Source organism: Klebsiella sp. 18074 (assembly GCF_902705905.1).
GTDB classification, from domain to species: Bacteria; Pseudomonadota; Gammaproteobacteria; order Enterobacterales; family Enterobacteriaceae; genus Klebsiella; species Klebsiella terrigena.
On the sequence record NZ_CACSIS010000007.1, the window covers coordinates 172,749 to 189,251 of the forward strand.

General features: G+C 57.3%; 15 protein-coding genes and 1 tRNA gene. 9 read left to right on the plus strand and 7 right to left on the minus strand.

Annotated features, from left to right (window positions below):
• Positions 1-29: 29 nt before the first annotated feature.
• Complete coding sequence (locus GVK32_RS09415) at positions 30-323, minus strand: co-chaperone GroES (RefSeq protein ID WP_003855929.1); 294 nt, start codon at positions 321-323, stop codon at positions 30-32.
• A gap of 230 nt (positions 324-553) precedes the next feature.
• On the opposite strand from GVK32_RS09415, the gene yjeH reads away from it, so the two are divergent.
• Entirely contained in the window at positions 554-1,816 is a 1,263-nt protein-coding gene (yjeH, locus tag GVK32_RS09420) for an L-methionine/branched-chain amino acid transporter (RefSeq protein ID WP_159867635.1), read from the plus strand.
• 70 nt (positions 1,817-1,886) lie between these two features.
• Here yjeH and GVK32_RS09425 read toward each other — a convergent pair whose 3' ends face one another.
• Complete coding sequence (locus GVK32_RS09425; protein ID WP_041143686.1) at positions 1,887-2,357, minus strand: FxsA family protein; 471 nt, start codon at positions 2,355-2,357, stop codon at positions 1,887-1,889.
• Positions 2,358-2,696: 339 nt separating this feature from the next.
• Between GVK32_RS09425 and aspA the strand changes: the two genes are divergently transcribed.
• From aspA to GVK32_RS09460, 7 genes are all read left to right on the plus strand, one after another.
• Positions 2,697-4,133 carry an aspartate ammonia-lyase gene (aspA, locus tag GVK32_RS09430; protein ID WP_159867638.1) on the plus strand — a complete coding sequence of 479 codons (1,437 nt, stop codon included), beginning with the start codon at positions 2,697-2,699 and terminating at the stop codon, positions 4,131-4,133.
• Between the two features lie 116 nt (positions 4,134-4,249).
• Positions 4,250-5,551: an anaerobic C4-dicarboxylate transporter gene (locus tag GVK32_RS09435; protein WP_159867641.1), complete on the plus strand. Its 1,302-nt coding sequence runs from the start codon at positions 4,250-4,252 to the stop codon at positions 5,549-5,551.
• Between the two features lie 95 nt (positions 5,552-5,646).
• A complete protein-coding gene (gene cutA, locus GVK32_RS09440) occupies positions 5,647-5,970 on the plus strand; it encodes a divalent cation tolerance protein CutA (protein ID WP_041143683.1) in 324 nt (107 codons plus the stop codon).
• Complete coding sequence (locus tag GVK32_RS09445; RefSeq protein ID WP_159867644.1) at positions 5,946-7,763, plus strand: protein-disulfide reductase DsbD; 1,818 nt, start codon at positions 5,946-5,948, stop codon at positions 7,761-7,763. Before cutA ends, GVK32_RS09445 begins: the two co-directional genes overlap by 25 nt.
• A gap of 35 nt (positions 7,764-7,798) precedes the next feature.
• Positions 7,799-8,374: a transcriptional regulator gene (locus tag GVK32_RS09450; RefSeq protein ID WP_159867647.1), complete on the plus strand. Its 576-nt coding sequence runs from the start codon at positions 7,799-7,801 to the stop codon at positions 8,372-8,374.
• Between the two features lie 68 nt (positions 8,375-8,442).
• Complete coding sequence (locus tag GVK32_RS09455) at positions 8,443-10,530, plus strand: DUF1176 domain-containing protein (RefSeq protein ID WP_159867650.1); 2,088 nt, start codon at positions 8,443-8,445, stop codon at positions 10,528-10,530.
• A 115-nt stretch (positions 10,531-10,645) separates the two neighbouring features.
• Positions 10,646-10,721, plus strand: a tRNA-Phe gene (locus GVK32_RS09460).
• Between the two features lie 224 nt (positions 10,722-10,945).
• Here GVK32_RS09460 and GVK32_RS09465 read toward each other — a convergent pair.
• Positions 10,946-11,548, minus strand: coding sequence for an NAD(P)H-dependent oxidoreductase (locus GVK32_RS09465; protein ID WP_159867653.1), 603 nt, complete (start codon positions 11,546-11,548; stop codon positions 10,946-10,948).
• Between the two features lie 116 nt (positions 11,549-11,664).
• Between GVK32_RS09465 and GVK32_RS09470 the strand changes: the two genes are divergently transcribed.
• Positions 11,665-12,273: a TetR/AcrR family transcriptional regulator gene (locus tag GVK32_RS09470; protein WP_159867656.1), complete on the plus strand. Its 609-nt coding sequence runs from the start codon at positions 11,665-11,667 to the stop codon at positions 12,271-12,273.
• Positions 12,274-12,362: 89 nt separating this feature from the next.
• Here GVK32_RS09470 and GVK32_RS09475 read toward each other — a convergent pair whose 3' ends face one another.
• From GVK32_RS09475 to GVK32_RS09490, 4 genes are all read right to left on the minus strand, one after another.
• Complete coding sequence (locus tag GVK32_RS09475) at positions 12,363-13,154, minus strand: DsbA family protein (RefSeq protein ID WP_159867659.1); 792 nt, start codon at positions 13,152-13,154, stop codon at positions 12,363-12,365.
• A 215-nt stretch (positions 13,155-13,369) separates the two neighbouring features.
• Positions 13,370-14,377 (minus strand): alcohol dehydrogenase catalytic domain-containing protein, encoded by a 1,008-nt coding sequence (locus tag GVK32_RS09480; RefSeq protein ID WP_159867662.1) that lies wholly within the window; start codon positions 14,375-14,377, stop codon positions 13,370-13,372.
• 6 nt (positions 14,378-14,383) lie between these two features.
• Positions 14,384-15,712 carry an MFS transporter gene (locus tag GVK32_RS09485; protein WP_159867665.1) on the minus strand — a complete coding sequence of 443 codons (1,329 nt, stop codon included), beginning with the start codon at positions 15,710-15,712 and terminating at the stop codon, positions 14,384-14,386.
• A 31-nt stretch (positions 15,713-15,743) separates the two neighbouring features.
• The gene (locus GVK32_RS09490) at positions 15,744-16,499 is read right to left on the minus strand and encodes an SDR family NAD(P)-dependent oxidoreductase (protein WP_159867667.1); all 756 of its coding nucleotides are present in this window, start codon (positions 16,497-16,499) and stop codon (positions 15,744-15,746) included.
• Positions 16,500-16,503: the final 4 nt, after the last annotated feature.

Consider the following 16,503-nt stretch of genomic DNA (forward strand, 5'->3'; position numbering starts at 1 on the left):
AAATTCGTATGTTCAGTGTCGTTCGCAGATTAGGCTTCAACAATCGCCAGGATGTCGCTTTCGGACATGATCAACACTTCTTCATTGTCGATCTTTTCAGATTTCACGCCGTAGCCGTCGTTGAAAATGACGATATCGCCAACTTTCACGTCCAGCGGCTGCACGGTTCCGTTTTCCAGGATGCGGCCCTTACCGACAGCGATGATTTCGCCACGAGTTGATTTGGCTGCCGCAGAACCGGTCAGAACGATGCCGCCAGCAGATTTGGTTTCAACTTCTTTACGTTTGACGATCACACGATCATGTAACGGACGAATACTCATTGATAGCTCTCCTTTGAGAAAGTCATTATCAGTTATGGATGACACCGGCCCGTATACGGTTTTCCGGCTAGTGACCTGAGAGATGGGGATGGAGTTTTACCGCTTCAAGGGGCGAGTTGAAAAAAAGTTTTTTCGCGTGCCCGGGCGCACACTCCCGGCGCGTCGCTCAAACGTCATAAGCAAAAACGATTGTGGTACCATTCGGGTTTTGTCGGGGACAGGGTTGCATCATGAGTGGTTTGAAGCAGGAGTTAGGTCTGGCTCAGGGAGTGGGCCTCCTCTCCACATCATTACTGGGCACCGGCGTCTTCGCCGTTCCCGCTCTGGCCGCGCTGGTTGCGGGTGATAACAGCCTGTGGGCGTGGCCGGCGCTGATCCTGCTGGTTTTCCCGATAGCCATCGTCTTTGCCATACTCGGCCGCCACTATCCCAGCGCCGGCGGCGTGGCGCATTTCGTCAATATGGCGTTCGGCCCCCGCATGGAGCGCGTGACCAGCTGGCTGTTTTTGTCGGTCATCCCGGTGGGATTACCCGCCGCATTGCATATCGCCACCGGCTTCAGCCAGGCCCTGTTTGGCTGGCACGACGGCCAGCTGCTGCTCGCCGAACTGGGGACGCTGGCCATTATCTGGTGGGTGGGTTCACGCGGAGCCAGCTCCAGCGCCAATCTGCAAACGCTGGTGGCAATCCTGATTGTTGCCCTGATTGTCGCCATCTGGTGGCGCGGCGGTATCGATCCGGCGCATATCCCCTTCCCGGCGCCGCAGGATGTTGACCGGTCGCAGCTTTTTGCCGCGCTTTCGGTCATGTTCTGGTGCTTTGTCGGCCTGGAGGCCTTTGCCCACCTGGCTTCCGAATTTAAATCCCCGGAGCGCGATTTTCCGCGCGCGCTGATGATTGGCCTGCTGCTGGCCGGTACGGTCTACTGGGCCTGTACCGTGCTGGTGCTGCATTTTCACGCCTTCGGCGAGGGTATGGCTGCCGCCGCGTCGCTGCCTGATATCGTGGTGCACCTGTTCGGTGTCCAGGCGCTGTGGGTCGCCTGCGTCATTGGCTACCTCGCCTGCTTCGCCAGCCTCAATATCTATATTCAGAGCTTCGCCCGCCTGGTCTGGTCGCAGGCGCAGTACAGGCCTGAGAGCCGCCTCGCCCGCCTGTCGGCCCGGCAAATCCCGCGCAACGCGCTCAATGCGGTGCTGGCCTGCTGCGTCATCAGCACCCTGTGCATTTACTGGCTCGATATCAACCTCGACGCGCTGATCGTCTACGCTAACGGCATTTTTATTATGATTTATCTGCTGTGTATGCTGGCGGGCTGCCGGCTGCTGCAGGGGCGCTATCGGGTGCTGGCGGCGATCGGTAGCCTGCTGTGCCTGCTGCTGCTGGCGATGGTCGGCTGGAAAAGCCTGTACGCGCTGGTGGTGCTGGCGGCGCTGTGGCTGCTTTTACCCCGGCGCCGGTCGCTGAGCGAAACCCCGGGCGCCCAGCCGTAAAAAAGCCGGATCGCGCTGCGCGTATCCGGCTTGTCACTCCACGCCCCCGGCGGTCGCCGGGCTGGCTGGATTAGCGATCGTCTTTGTGGTCCAGACGGTCGCGCTCATCGTCTTTACGCTGGTATTCCCCGTCAAAGGTATCACCGCCTCCGGTACCGGCGCTAAAGCCGCCGCCTGGCATCCGGCTAAAGCGCAGATGCGGCATCAGCTTGAGGGTCAGGTGTTTTTGCACCGGCGGCAGCAGGAGCAGCAGGCCGAGGAAGTCGGTAAAGAAGCCCGGTAACAGCAGCAGCAGGCCGGCAATAATCAGCGATACGCTTTTGATCATTTCCGCCGCCGGGCTTTCGCCGGCCGCCATTTTTTGCTGCATCAGCATAAAGTTTTTAAAGCCCTGGTTGCGCACCAGCGACATCCCGACCACCGAGCTAAAGATCACTAAAATCAGCGTCAGCAGCACCCCAAGGACATGGGAAACCTGGATAAAGATCGAGATTTCAATGTAAACGTATAAAAAAAAGGCAAAAAACGGAATCCAACGCACCGGCGTCTCCTTCATTAGCATGCGCCGCTATCGGCACCCGCAGCTATAAGATGTGCTATTCGCATCCCATCAATATTGGGCTAACGCGGGACTTTTCAATCAGCAGAAACGCTTATTTTTTTCAAGAACTGCAAAGCGGTGATTCATTTCACAGATTAATAATTCTTATAGTCCTCACTACATAATAAGTGATCAAGATTACTGATATTCGCTATCATCAGCATATGATCGTGGGCACCAGGCCGATTAAGGAAATAATCTTCGGCGAGAAAATGCGCTAAATCCTATAAATTCTGCGTATTTGGTGAATTCATTGGCAGCTTGAAAAAGAAGGTTCACATGTTAAACAACATTCGTATCGAAGAAGATCTGTTGGGTACCAGGGAAGTTCCAGCTGACGCCTACTACGGCGTTCATACTCTGAGAGCGATTGAAAACTTCTACATCAGCAATAGCAAGATCAGCGATATTCCCGAGTTTGTGCGCGGTATGGTGATGGTGAAAAAGGCCGCTGCCATGGCCAACAAAGAGCTGCAAACCATTCCTAAAGGCGTCGCGAATACCATTATTGCCGCCTGTGATGAAGTGCTGAATAACGGCAAGTGCATGGATCAGTTCCCGGTTGACGTGTTCCAGGGTGGCGCGGGGACTTCCGTCAACATGAACACCAACGAAGTGCTGGCAAACATCGGTCTTGAGCTGATGGGCCACCAGAAAGGTGAATACCAGTACCTGAACCCGAACGACCACGTTAACAAATGTCAGTCCACTAACGATGCCTACCCGACCGGTTTTCGCATCGCGATGTATGCCTCTCTGCTGAAATTAACCGACGCTATTAACCAGCTGGGCGAAGGCTTCCAGAGCAAAGCCGTTGAGTTCCAGGACGTCCTGAAAATGGGTCGTACCCAGCTGCAGGATGCGGTACCGATGACCCTCGGCCAGGAGTTCCACGCCTTCAACGTTCTGCTGAACGAAGAAACAAAATGCATTCTGCGTACCGCAGAGCTGCTGCTGGAAGTGAACCTCGGCGCCACCGCCATCGGCACGCGCCTGAATACCCCGGACGGCTATCAGCAGCTGGCGGTACAAAAACTCGCGGAAGTCAGCAGCCTCCCGGTTGTTCCGGCGGAAGACCTGATTGAAGCCACCTCCGACTGCGGCGCCTACGTCATGGTGCATAGCTCGCTGAAACGCCTGGCGGTGAAGCTGTCTAAAATCTGTAATGACCTGCGCCTGCTCTCTTCCGGTCCGCGCGCTGGCCTGAACGAAATCAACCTGCCGGAGCTGCAGGCGGGTTCATCCATCATGCCGGCCAAGGTTAACCCGGTGGTACCGGAAGTCGTCAACCAGGTGTGCTTCAAGGTGATCGGCAACGACACCACCGTCACGATGGCCTCAGAAGCCGGCCAGCTGCAGCTGAACGTGATGGAGCCGGTTATCGGCCAGGCGATGTTCGAGTCCATTCATATCCTGACCAACGCCTGCTATAACCTGCTGGAAAAATGCGTAAACGGCATTACCGCCAACAAAGCGGTGTGCGAAAGCTATGTTTACAACTCCATCGGCATCGTCACCTACCTCAACCCGTTTATCGGCCACCACAATGGCGATATCGTCGGCAAGATTTGCGCCGAAACCGGTAAGAGCGTGCGGGAAGTGGTGCTGGAACGAGGTTTGCTCACCGAATCGGAGCTGGACGATATTTTCTCTCCGCACAACCTGATGCACCCGGCCTATAAAGCAAAGCGTTTTACCGATGAAAGCGAACAGTAAGCTTTCAGGTTAAACTCAACGAAGGCATGTCAGCAATGACATGCCTTTTTGCTTTTCTGGGTTTACGAAATCATAACAATTCAATATCAACTTGTTAAAAAACAAGGAAGGAACATATGTTTGGTGCAGAGCTCGTCATTGTCCTGCTGGCTATCTACCTGGGTGCCAGGCTGGGTGGTATCGGTATCGGATTCGCCGGTGGTCTGGGCGTCCTCGTCCTGACCTTAATCTTTCAAATCAAGCCCGGCGCGATCCCCTTCGACGTCATTGAGATCATCATGGCGGTCATCGCCGCGATTGCCGCCATGCAGGTTGCTGGCGGCATGGACTACCTGGTCAGCCTTGCAGAGCGCCTGCTGCGCCGTCATCCGAAGTACATCACCTTTCTCGCCCCGCTGGTCACCTGGTTTATGACGGTCCTCGCGGGGACCGGCCACACCGCCTTCTCGACCCTGCCGGTGATCACCGAAGTGGCGAAGGAGCAGGGCATTCGCCCCTCCCGCCCGCTGTCGATTGCCGTCGTGGCCTCGCAGATTGCGATTACTGCCTCGCCAATTTCCGCCGCGGTGGTGTTTTTCGCCGGTATTCTGGAGCCGCTGGGCGTCAGCTACCTGACGCTGCTGGGCATCTGTATTCCGGTGACGCTGATTGCCGTGATGATCACCGCCGTGGTGTGTAACTTCCTCGGCTGCGAGCTGAAAGATGACCCGGTTTACCAGGAGCGCCTGGCAAAAGGGGAAGTCAAACTGCGCGGAAGCCAGGTGTTCCAGCTGAAGCCGCACGCCAAACGTTCGGTGCTGCTGTTCCTGATTGGGATCGTCGCGGTCATGTTCTACGCTACCGCCATCAGCGATACCGTCGGGCTGATTCAGAACCCGGTACTGCCGCGCAACGAAGCGATCGTGGTCTTCATGCTGACCATCGCCACGCTGATTAGCATCACCTGTAAGATCGATACCAGCGAAGTGCTGAACGCCAGCACCTTTAAATCCGGGATGAGCGCCTGCGTCTGCGTGCTGGGCGTTGCCTGGCTGGGCGATACCTTCGTGAAGGCACATATCTCTGATATCCAGGCGGTGGCGGGCGATCTGCTGCACAACTACCCGTGGCTGCTGGCGGTGGTGCTGTTCTTCGCCGCGACCCTGCTCTACTCCCAGGCCGCCACCACCAAGGCGCTGATGCCCGCGGCGCTGCTGCTTGGCGTGAGTCCGCTGACCGCCATTGCCTCTTTTGCCGCGGTCTCCGCGCTGTTCGTCCTGCCGACCTACCCGACGCTGCTGGCGGCGGTCGAAATGGATGACACCGGCTCGACCCGCATCGGCAAATACGTCTTCAACCACGCCTTCCTGATCCCCGGGGTGATCGCCATTACCCTGTGCGTCATTTTGGGGTTCATCATCGGCGGCATCGTGCTGTAAAACGGCTTAAATTCGGGCCACATCGTGGCCCGTTTCATTAATCCCCCCGCATCTTGCGTGCTATAGTGCCTCTTTTCGCTGATACGAGGTTCACGATGACTACGCCTGATGCCGTTGTTGTACTCTGCACCGCGCCGGATGAAGCGACCGCCCAGGATTTAGCGGCCAAAGTGCTGGCAGAAAAGCTGGCCGCCTGCGCCACTCTCCTGCCGGGCGCGACCTCCCTCTACTACTGGGAAGGCAAGCTGGAGCAGGAGTATGAGGTACAGATGCTGCTGAAAACCGACCGCGCACATCAGCAGGCGCTGCTGGAGTGCCTGAAGTCCCATCACCCGTATCAAACCCCCGAATTACTGGTTTTGCCCGTCACTCACGGAGACACTGATTACCTCTCATGGCTCAACGCATCATTACGCTGATTCTGCTGCTCTGCAGTACATCTGCCTTCGCCGGGCTATTTGATACTCCCGGCCGCTCAAATTTTGTGCCTGCTGACCAGGCTTTTGCCTTTGATTTTCAGCAGAGCCAGCACGAGATAAACCTGACCTGGCAAATCAAGGAGGGTTACTATCTCTACCGCAAACAGATCAAGCTCAGCGCCGCAGACGCCGCTTTCCTTGAGCCATCGCTGCCGTCCGGCGAATGGCACGACGATGAGTTTTACGGCAAAAGTGAGATTTATCGCCAGCGGCTAACCGTGCCGGTTACGCTCACCCGGGCCGCCAAAGGGGCCACGCTGACCGTAACCTGGCAGGGCTGTGCCGACGCCGGCTTCTGCTATCCGCCGGAAACTAAAGTGGTGCCGCTCAGCGCGGCGCTGGCGCTCTCCAGCGACGGGCAGGCTCCCGCGCGCCCGGCTCTGCCGGCCGTCGGAGAGCCGAAGCTTAACCCGCCGCTCCCGGTAGAACCGCGTCCGGCGCTGGCGCTCGCGGAACGGCCGCCGGTTGCAACAGCCGAGTCCTCTGCGCCAGAGCGGCCCACAGCCACGACGGATGACAGCCAGCTTCCGTTCTCCGCGCTCTGGGCGCTATTAATTGGTATCGGTATCGCGTTTACGCCCTGTGTGCTGCCGATGTATCCACTGATCTCGGGTATCGTGCTCGGTGGCGAACGCCGGCTTTCCACCGCCCGCGCGCTGCTGCTGGCGTTTATCTATGTCCAGGGAATGGCGCTGACCTACACGGCGCTGGGTATGGTGGTGGCCGCCGCGGGCCTGCAGTTCCAGGCGGCGCTGCAGCATCCGTACGTACTGATCGGCCTGTCGGCGGTCTTTATTCTGCTGGCGCTGTCGATGTTTGGCCTGTTTACCCTGCAGCTGCCGTCATCCTTGCAGACGCGCCTGACGCTGATGAGCAATACCCAACGCGGCGGTTCCGCCGGCGGCGTTTTTGCCATGGGCGCCATCGCCGGGCTTATCTGCTCGCCCTGTACAACGGCGCCGCTGAGCGCGATTCTGCTGTACATCGCACAAAGCGGTAACCTGTGGCTGGGCGGCGGCACGCTGTATCTCTACGCGCTCGGCATGGGGCTACCGCTGATTCTGGTCACCGTGTTTGGCAACCGCCTGCTGCCGAAAAGCGGCCCGTGGATGGCCCATGTGAAGACCGCGTTCGGTTTTGTCATCCTGGCGCTGCCGGTGTTTTTACTGGAGCGTATCGTGGGCGAGGTATGGGGGCTGCGCCTGTGGTCGCTGCTGGCGGTGGCCTTCTTTAGCTGGGCCTTTATCACCTCCCTTGGCGCCTCGCGTCCGTGGCAGCGCATCCTGCAGATCGTGCTGCTGGCTGCCGCGCTGGTGAGCGTTCGTCCGCTGCAGGACTGGGCGTTCGACGCGCCGACGGCGCAGCAGCAGGCGCACCTGGCGTTTACCCGCGTCAGCACCGTCGATGAGCTCGATCGGGCTCTGGCGCAGGCTAAAGGCCGACCGGTTATGCTAGATTTGTACGCGGACTGGTGCGTGGCCTGTAAAGAGTTCGAAAAATACACCTTTAGCACACCGGAAGTGCAACAGGCCCTGAAAGATACCGTTCTGTTGCAGGTAGATGTCACGAAGAACAGCGCGCAGGACGTCGCCCTGCTGAAGCATCTGCGGGTGCTCGGCCTGCCGACGATTCTGTTCTTTAACGCGCAGGGAGAGGAGCAGCCCGCGCAGCGCGTAACCGGCTTTATGGATGCCGCGGCATTCAGCGCCCATTTGCGCGATCGGCAACCGTGAACGACACTTTAGGAGGTAAAATGGAGGAGAAAACCGTGCAACGTGAAGATGTTCTGGGCGAAGCCATACAAATTCTTGAAATCGAAGGTATTGCTAACACCACGCTGGAGATGGTCGCCGAGCGCGTTGCTTATCCGATCGATGACCTCAAGCGCTTCTGGCCAGACCGCGAAGCGCTACTGTATGACGCCCTCCGCTATCTCAGCCATCAGGTTGATGCATGGCGTCGCCAGCTGCTGCTGGACGAGACGCTAACGGCGGAGCAGAAGCTGCTGGCGCGCTATGCGGCGCTGACCCGATGCGTGAGCAATCACCGCTATCCCGGCTGCCTGTTTATTGCGGCCTGCACCTTCTATCCGGATGCCCAGCACCCGATTCATCAGCTGGCTGAACAGCAGAAGCAGGCTTCTCTCGCCTATACGCACGAGCTGCTGACCCAGCTGGAAGTGGATGACCCGGCGATGGTCGCCAAACAGATGGAGCTTATCGTCGAAGGCTGCCTGAGCCGCATGCTGGTGAAGCGCAGCCAGGCCGACGTCGATACCGCCCAGCGCCTGGCGGAAGACATCCTGCGTTTTGCCCAGTGTCGAATGGGCGGCGCGCTAACCTGATTCCGATATATTAACCGATCCTTCGCGCATATAATTTCCCTCTCACCGACATGCTGACAGGGTTTTATATGCGTTCTCTCCTTTGGGTTGCCATCATCGGGCTATGTCCGATATCGCTGCTGGCGGCTCCCGTACAGGGTTTTTCTTTCGCGTATAAAGACTGGGAAGTCGCCTGTGATAATACCGGCACCTGCCGGGCCGCGGGCTACGGCGTCAACCGCGGTGAAGTCAGCGTCCTGCTGACTCGCGGCGCGGGCCCGGATCAGCGGGTGAGCGGCCAGGTGACGTTTGCCCAGACCGATCGCGATATCCCCCCTGACGCCACCGTTCGCCTGCTGATCGACAATCAGGATCGCGGTTCGCTGGATGCCAAAGATGACAGCCACTTCCGTCTCGACAGCACGCAAACGGCCGCGCTGATTCAGGCCCTGGAGCATGAAAGCCGCATTGAGATTTCGCTTAACGGCGCGCGCAAGCCGCTCTCGAGCGCGGGCAGCAGCGCGATATTTCTCAAGATCGACGAATTTCAGCAGCGCCTGGGTACCGCAGACGCGCTGCTGCGCAAAGGCGATGCCGACGATAGCAATACGCTGAACGCGCTGCCCGCCCCGGAGATTATCGCCGCCCCAACGCTCCACAACGCTCAGCCCGAACCATTGACCGCCAAACAGCGCCAGCGCCTCCTCCCGGAGCTGATCCCGCTGCTGAATAGCCGCTGTGACGACTGGCAAAACAAAGATATCCCCGCCCAGGAACGGCAAATAACCGCCACCGCCATCGATAAAGGCCATTGGCTTATCCAGGCGCTGTGCTGGCGGGCCGCCTATAACGACGGTTACGCCATGTGGGTGGTGGACAGTGCCCCGCAGGCTAAACCTCAGCCGATCTCCACCGATGCCTCCAGCTATGCCGATGGCGCGATCGCGTTCTTCAACAAAGGCCGCGGCATCGCCGACTGCGTGAGCGGGGAGGAGCGGGTCTGGGACGGTAAATCGTTCGTCCAGAGCCTGAAATATACCACCGGCATGTGCCGAGAAATTACGCCCGGCGGGACCTGGATGCTGCCGACCTTCGTCAGCCAGGTGCGTCCTAAGCAGCAGAAAGACGCCGATAATAGTGCGCTCAAGGCGCTGTATAGTGCGGTACTGAAAGAGCAAAAGGCCAATCCGGAGCTGGAGCTGAATAAGATCGCCGAGCAGTTCCCGCTGACCGGCCGCGTCACCAACTTCACGCTGACCTATGCCGACGATACCTTAGTGTCAACAAACAAGCCTTCCGCCGATATCAGCGACGATGAGTGGCAGGCGTTTCTCCATTCAGATATCAGCGCTGATTCAGAAAATGGCAAGGTCAGCTTTACGCTTATCGACCTCGATAACGACGGCAGGCGCGATTTGATTATCGACAGCTACGTCGGCGGAACCGGCTTATTCAGCTATACCGGGGTCTTAAAACGCGGCGATGACACCTTCGATAGCGTCAACGGCAGCGATAGCGATGACGACGATGATTTTGACGCCGGCGTGCCCGGCGCGCTGTACTCCCTCAACGGGCGCGGGGCCAACCAGTGGAGCCGGTGGGTCAGAATTAACGGTCAGGTGTATGCGCTTTGGTACAACGGCCAGTTCGGCGAGGATAATCTGTATCTGCTGCGTCCCTTCAGCCCGACGGACAGGACGCCTGCGGTGACGATTCGCTATCGCTACACGCTGAATACCATCAGCTCGCCGGAGAAAGACCAGCCGTTAACCCCGGCGCTGAATGCCGAAGATAAGGCGGATTTACTCAAGTCGCTGGAGGTTATGCAGGGCACCCTGCTGAAAGATAAGCCGCAAACCGATAGCGACGCGCCGATTTGCCCCATTCCTCCTGGCACCTCCTCCGACGACGCGGATAACTACTACAGCGGCATCGCCTCAAACTATATCTATGAAACGGTGGCCTATATTCCCGTCTGGCTGAATGATAAATGCTTCATCGGCACGATTTTTAGCCACCACGGAACCTACCGCCACGGCGTCGATGCGGAGATTACCATCAGTTCCCCGCGCGAAGACGAAGAGGTGATCGGCGACTACACCCTTTCCGGTTTACGCCACGTCATCTCTGCGGTCAGCGGTTGGAAAATCCGTCAGGGCGATAACGGGATGATGTGAATTATGGCCAAAACGCGGCTTTTGATGCAAAACTGCCGTAAAGTTAAGCAATCGGCAGGAAAATAAAGAAATGTGGTTGACGCGCGAAGTGGATTACGGTTTAATTCGCCCCGTTGCCCGGATAGCTCAGTCGGTAGAGCAGGGGATTGAAAATCCCCGTGTCCTTGGTTCGATTCCGAGTCCGGGCACCACTATTTAAAGAACCCAGCCTATGGCTGGGTTTTTGCTTTTCTGCAGCCGGACTCTCCATCGAACTGCGTTCGATTATTCGCCGCCAGCGGCTCACCCCTTCGGGGCCGGCGCAACGAGCGCGCCGTTCAACGCCTTCGGCGTTAGTCCGAGCCGGGCTCCACTATTTAAAGAACCCGCCCAAAAGGCGGTTTTTTGCATTTCTGCAGCCGGACTCTCCATCGAGCTACGTTCTATTGCCCCGGCTAAAAACGTCCTGTCCCAGCCGGCGCCCCATCTCCAGGTGCGCTTCCGCCGTGCCCAGATCCGGCAGCAGCAGCATCTCAGAACTCGCCACCGTAACGCCGCAGTAGTCAAAAATCCCGTGCACGATTTGCGCGTTATACGCATCGGTAAGCCCGTGAGTATCGTAGGTTTTTTGGCTTGCGGCCCCTAATGCCACAAGATGAACCCGTAGGCGGCCCAGCTTCTTGACAACGTTGCCGTCGGCCGTCTCTTCATAGGCCCAGCCGTTTGAAAACACGCGGTCGATCCAGCCCTTAAGCAGTCCCGGCATTGACCACCAGTAAACGGGGAAAACCAGCACCAGCGCGTCGGCCTTATCGATTCGGGACTGTTCCGCAACCACCTCAGCGGGCGTCGCGACGGTGAGGTGAAAAGCCGCCATATCTTCGGCAGTGAAAGTCGGATTAAAGCCCTCCTGCGTTAAATCGGCGAGTTCAGAAGTATTCTGCGGATCGGATTCGGCAATCCCTTGCGCAATCGCCGTCGCGACGCTGTGGGTCAGCGAATCAGGAAGAGGATGAGATACCACAATTAATGCATGCATGACGCAGACTCCGGTTGCCATATGACGTTATCAGAAGTAGTCTTATATACCAAAGGTAACCTACCAATGGTAACTTACCTTTGGTATATAAGCATGTCAACGGGAGAATGTGTCTAATGGCTGAACCACTTGTGCGGCAGCGTTTATCCAGAGAAGAGCGGCATACACAGCTGGTGGACGTCGCGTGGCGTATTATTCGCGAAGAAGGGACGGAAGCGCTGACCCTCGGCTATCTGGCCAAAAAGGCCGGGGTGACAAAACCGGTGGTTTACGATCATTTTGACAGCCGTTCCGGGCTTTTTGCCACCCTTTACCGGGAGTTCGATCGCCGACAGACGGCGCTAATGGACGAGATCCTGCGCAAAACGGAGCCGGACGCGGAGAAGCTCGCGTCGGTGATCGCAACGTCATACATTGAATGCGTTCTGCTTCAGGGACGCGAAATGCCCAGCGTCATGGCCGCACTGGCCGGTACCCCGGAGCTGGAAAAAATTAAGCAGGAGTACATGGCGGCCTTTACCCTGAAGTGCCGCGAACTGTTCGCTCCGCTCTGCGGTGGGCAGCCACTCAGCGATGCGACGATTCTGGCGACGATCGGCTCAGCGGAAGGTTTATCCGCCGCCGTCGTGAGCGGCGTAATCACCGAACAGCAGGCAAAAAACGAGCTGTTCCAGGTCATTATGTCCATGCTAAATCGGTGCTGCCCGCCGCCTGTCGCCAAATAGCGCTCGGACGATTCAGACAGAAGCGCCGCTTTCCGAACAGCAAACGCGGCACCATCGCATTAAATCATGCCCGCGGCGCCGACCGGCAATCAGCTACCGCCGGCTTTCTTAATCGCCGCATCCAGCGAGTCTTTATCCGCCAGGCCCGGGAAGACGGTAATATTCGCCTCCGTGGCGCCGGTCGTCGGCATCACAATAACGCCCGGCGTGCCGCTTAAACCGATGGCCTGCGCCAGCTGGTTAGTCGCCTCAAGCGCTGGCTCAACGTCGGCGGCCTTCTTCGCCTCGAAGTTGACCTTCTTCACCTGCTGCTGAATATCCGCCGCCGTCAGCTTGCCCTCGTTATGCCCGGTGGCATAAATCCCGTTATGGTAGGTCAGGTAGGCTTCCGCCCCCTTCTGCTGATAGATTTGCAGACCGGTTTTCGCCGCGGTCAGCGACGTTTCCCAGCGGCTGCCGAAAATAGGCCACTCTTTAAACGCAAAACGGGTCTGCGGATTTTCCTTAATCACCTGAGCCATCACCGGCGCCAGACGGCTACAGTAAATACACTGGTAATCAAAGAATTCGATAACCGTGACCTTGCCATCCGCCGGTCCGTAGGTCGGCGTATTTTTATCCTGGGTCAGCGCGGCCTGATTCTTAATGACCGCCTGGGTCGCGGCGCTGGCCTGCTGCTCTTGCTGAATCTGCTGCAGCTTCTGGCTTGCCTGCAGCAGAACCTCCGGATGGGCGACTAAATAATCCGCCGCAATCTTGCCGATGCGGGCTTCCTGCTCCGGCGTAAAGGTGGCAGGGGGGGCGTCAGCCGCCATAGACAGGGCCGGAAGCAGCGTGGCGCCAATCAAGGCGAGGGTCACTATTTTTTTAGAGCCGGACATGAGGATGATCCTTGCGATAGGTAAACGGCAGGTGAGTCTGTTGAGACAAAGTAGCATCCTTTACCGGCGAATAATCATCAGGCGATGCATTGATTCGTAACTTTATTTTTCATCAGGCGGGATCAAATGAAGCCGCCAGCAGGCAAACACGACCGGTAACTCCGGCTATACTGCCCGCGTGGCGGTAATACTCGCAAAACCTGGCAATCAGATGCCTATGGTACAAGCAGCAATTTTGCAGCAGAGACGCGCTGATTCTCCAGGTCATCAAAGGCCCTCTGGCCGTCATTAAGGGGCCGAGCTTCCACCCAGCCAAGATCGCCCAAGGCCCCCTGGGCCAGCATGGATAACGTCAGGCAGAAGTCGGCCATGGTGTATGTATATGTGCCCAGCAGGGTGATCTCCCCAAGCGTCAGCTTGCGCATATCAATTTCGCTCTCCCAGCCCTGCAGGCCAATATGCATCACCGTACCGCCAGGTCTAACCGTGCTTAACGCGGTCCTGCGGGTTCCCGTCGCGCCGACGGCGTCGATCACCAGATCAAAACTATTTCCCTTCATCTCCGTCTTCAACGGATCGACACTGGCACAATCTACCTCAAGTTCTGCCGTTTTACGCCGTAGCGGATTCACTTCCGCCAGGGTCAGCTGTCTGCAACCCCAGGCACGAAGCACGAGCAACGTGAGCAGACCTATCGCGCCGCCGCCAATCACCAACGCTTTGGCTTCAGCAAGCGGTAAATGCATTGCGCGCTGTGTCAAGCGCAGGGCGTGAACCACGGTCGCGGCAGGCTCCGTTATCGCCGCATGCCGGAGATCCAACCCCGATGGTATCGCCACCACCGAGCGCGCCGGAATGGCCATAAACTCGGCAAAAGCTCCGGGCCAGTCCATCCCCACCATGTGACGATCGCTGCACAAATTATCACGTCCCTGCAGGCAATATTCACATTGGCCGCAGGTGATTAATGGATTCGCGGTAACACGCTGCCCAACGTGAAATCGCCGGGACTGACTTTCAACAATCTCACCAGACAGCTCATGCCCTAATACCAGGCCAGGCTGGCGCCGCGGATCTTTGCCATGAAACGCGTGCATATCAGAACCACAGATTCCAGCGGCAGCAATGCGGATCACCACCTGCTCCTCACCTTCGGGCAGATGAGGATAGGGGCGCTCCTGAATCGCAACGCCGAACGGCTGGGTATAAACCAATGCTTTCATACTTCCTCACTTAATCATTACGGTATGGGAGTTCGCCACTTGCCCTACGGCATGGGTACGCCGCCACAAAGAGATAGCGCAGGCGGCGCTGATCAGGCCAATAACTAATACATAGGCGCAGATAAGCCAGGGCGCGCCACCAAGCATTCCCGAGAGTACGGTCGCCAGTACCGGCGTCAGGCCGCCGGCAAAGACGCCGGAAATCTGATAGGCAAACGAGATACCGGTATAACGCACCGAAGCGTCGAAACACTCGGAATAGATAGAAGAAAGGGTGCCGAAAACGGCCGCATGGAAGATACCGAACGGAATGACTACCGCCGCCCATATCAACCAGATATTGTCTGCATTCCACTGCATTACGGCAAAAGCAGGGAAAGCAGAACAGGCCGAGAGCGTGGCCCCAAGGACGAAAACGCGAATCCGTCCCCAACGGTCAGCTATATAGCCCCAGAAAGGAATAAAGAAGCTCATGACAAAAGCACTGGCCAGGATCGCTATAATGGCCTCATCGCGCGGGATATTAAGCTGTTGCGTCAGCCAGGTCAGCGAAAATACGCCGAAAATATTAAAGAAGACGCCGTCAATTAAGCGCATCCCCATACAGGTAAATACCAGAGCGGTGTGTTTACGGAATAGTTCCACCAGCGGGATCCGCTTCGCCACTCCTTTTTGCGCTTCTTTCGCCTTAAGAAAGTCCTCGGTTTCCGCGACGTTATTTCGAATATAGGTTCCAATAACCACAAAGATACCGCTCAATAAGAAAGGTACACGCCATCCCCAGGCCATAAAATCTTCATCGGTTAGCAGGAATGACCCCAGGCCAATAGCGCCAGAAGCTAATAGCAGGCCAAGCGACATACCGATTTGCGGAATACTGGCAAAGAATGCGCGATGCTTTTCTGGCGCGGACTCAAAGGTCATCAGTACCGCCCCTCCCCACTCTCCGCCCAGCCCAATTCCTTGAATCAGTCGGCAAAGAATAAGCAGCAGCGGCGCCCAGATACCAATTTGATGATAGCTGGGGATAAGCCCTATGGTGACGGTGGCCCCTCCCATAATCACCAACGTCAGGATCAGCATTTTTTTACGCCCAAGCGTATCGCCGAAATGACCGAAAATAATGGCGCCCAGCGGTCGGGTCAGAAAACCAATTGCAAACACGCCATAGGACAGTAGGGTGGAAATAAAGGGGTCGCCTTCCGGAAAATACAGCTTATTGAACACCATTCCGGCGACGGTGCCATAAAGGAAAAAGTCATACCATTCAATGGTTGAACCAAACAGGCTCGATAGCGTTACGCGACGAAGATTCCCGGCAGCAGGCTGTTGCATCATATGCTCCTCTGCGCTGTTAAAATGGTGGTTAAATGGCGCTGTAGCCGCCATCAACCATAAGGGTTTGACCGGTAATATAGGCGCTGGCCTGGCTGGCCAGAAAAAGCGTAACGCCGTACAGGTCATGCAGTTCCCCATTACGCCCAATACAGGTCCGTGCAGCATGACGCTCTCTGAGCGCGTCATCGGCAAATACAGGACCCGTGAGCTCGGTTGGGAAAAAACCGGGACCAATCGCATTACAGGTAATGCCTTCACGCCCCCAGCGCTGGGCGATAGCCCGCGTTAGCTGAACAATCCCGCCCTTACCGGCACCATATGGCGCGCTATTATCGAAAGCCCGCCATGATTGCAGCGAGGCGATATTGATAATCCGCCCCCAGCCGCGCCTGGCCATTTCCGGCGCCAGAGCCTGAGTGAGAAAAAAAGGTGCCTTGAGATGTAGCGCCAGCTGCAGATCCCAGTCGGCTTCGCTGACCTCCTCAAACGGCTGGCGCAAATTAACGCCGGCCGCATTAACCAAAATATCGACTTCGCGACACGCTGCCGCCAGCGAGATACGGCTTTGCTGGCAAGTTACATCGACACAAAGATAGCGGACATGGCCTCCCTGCTGAGATAAACGCTGCGCGACACTGGACAGCTGCGCTTCCCGACGTGAAGCGAGGATAACGGCTGCGCCAGCGCCAGACAGCGCTTCGGCCATCGCGGCACCAATCCCGCTACCGCCGCCGGTAATGAGGGCAGTTTTACCCTCCAGAGAAAAAAGTGAGGCTAAATGCATAATC

Coding starts and splice junctions, on each gene's coding strand:
- GVK32_RS09415 (WP_003855929.1), bottom strand. CDS start 323: ATGAGTATTCGTCCGTTACATGATCGTGTGATCGTCAAACGTAAAGAA.
- yjeH (WP_159867635.1), top strand. CDS start 554: ATGAGTGGTTTGAAGCAGGAGTTAGGTCTGGCTCAGGGAGTGGGCCTC.
- aspA (WP_159867638.1), top strand. CDS start 2,697: ATGTTAAACAACATTCGTATCGAAGAAGATCTGTTGGGTACCAGGGAA.
- GVK32_RS09435 (WP_159867641.1), top strand. CDS start 4,250: ATGTTTGGTGCAGAGCTCGTCATTGTCCTGCTGGCTATCTACCTGGGT.
- cutA (WP_041143683.1), top strand. CDS start 5,647: ATGACTACGCCTGATGCCGTTGTTGTACTCTGCACCGCGCCGGATGAA.
- GVK32_RS09445 (WP_159867644.1), top strand. CDS start 5,946: ATGGCTCAACGCATCATTACGCTGATTCTGCTGCTCTGCAGTACATCT.
- GVK32_RS09455 (WP_159867650.1), top strand. CDS start 8,443: ATGCGTTCTCTCCTTTGGGTTGCCATCATCGGGCTATGTCCGATATCG.
- GVK32_RS09465 (WP_159867653.1), bottom strand. CDS start 11,548: ATGCATGCATTAATTGTGGTATCTCATCCTCTTCCTGATTCGCTGACC.
- GVK32_RS09470 (WP_159867656.1), top strand. CDS start 11,665: ATGGCTGAACCACTTGTGCGGCAGCGTTTATCCAGAGAAGAGCGGCAT.
- GVK32_RS09475 (WP_159867659.1), bottom strand. CDS start 13,154: ATGTCCGGCTCTAAAAAAATAGTGACCCTCGCCTTGATTGGCGCCACG.
- GVK32_RS09480 (WP_159867662.1), bottom strand. CDS start 14,377: ATGAAAGCATTGGTTTATACCCAGCCGTTCGGCGTTGCGATTCAGGAG.
- GVK32_RS09485 (WP_159867665.1), bottom strand. CDS start 15,712: ATGCAACAGCCTGCTGCCGGGAATCTTCGTCGCGTAACGCTATCGAGC.
- GVK32_RS09490 (WP_159867667.1), bottom strand. CDS start 16,499: ATGCATTTAGCCTCACTTTTTTCTCTGGAGGGTAAAACTGCCCTCATT.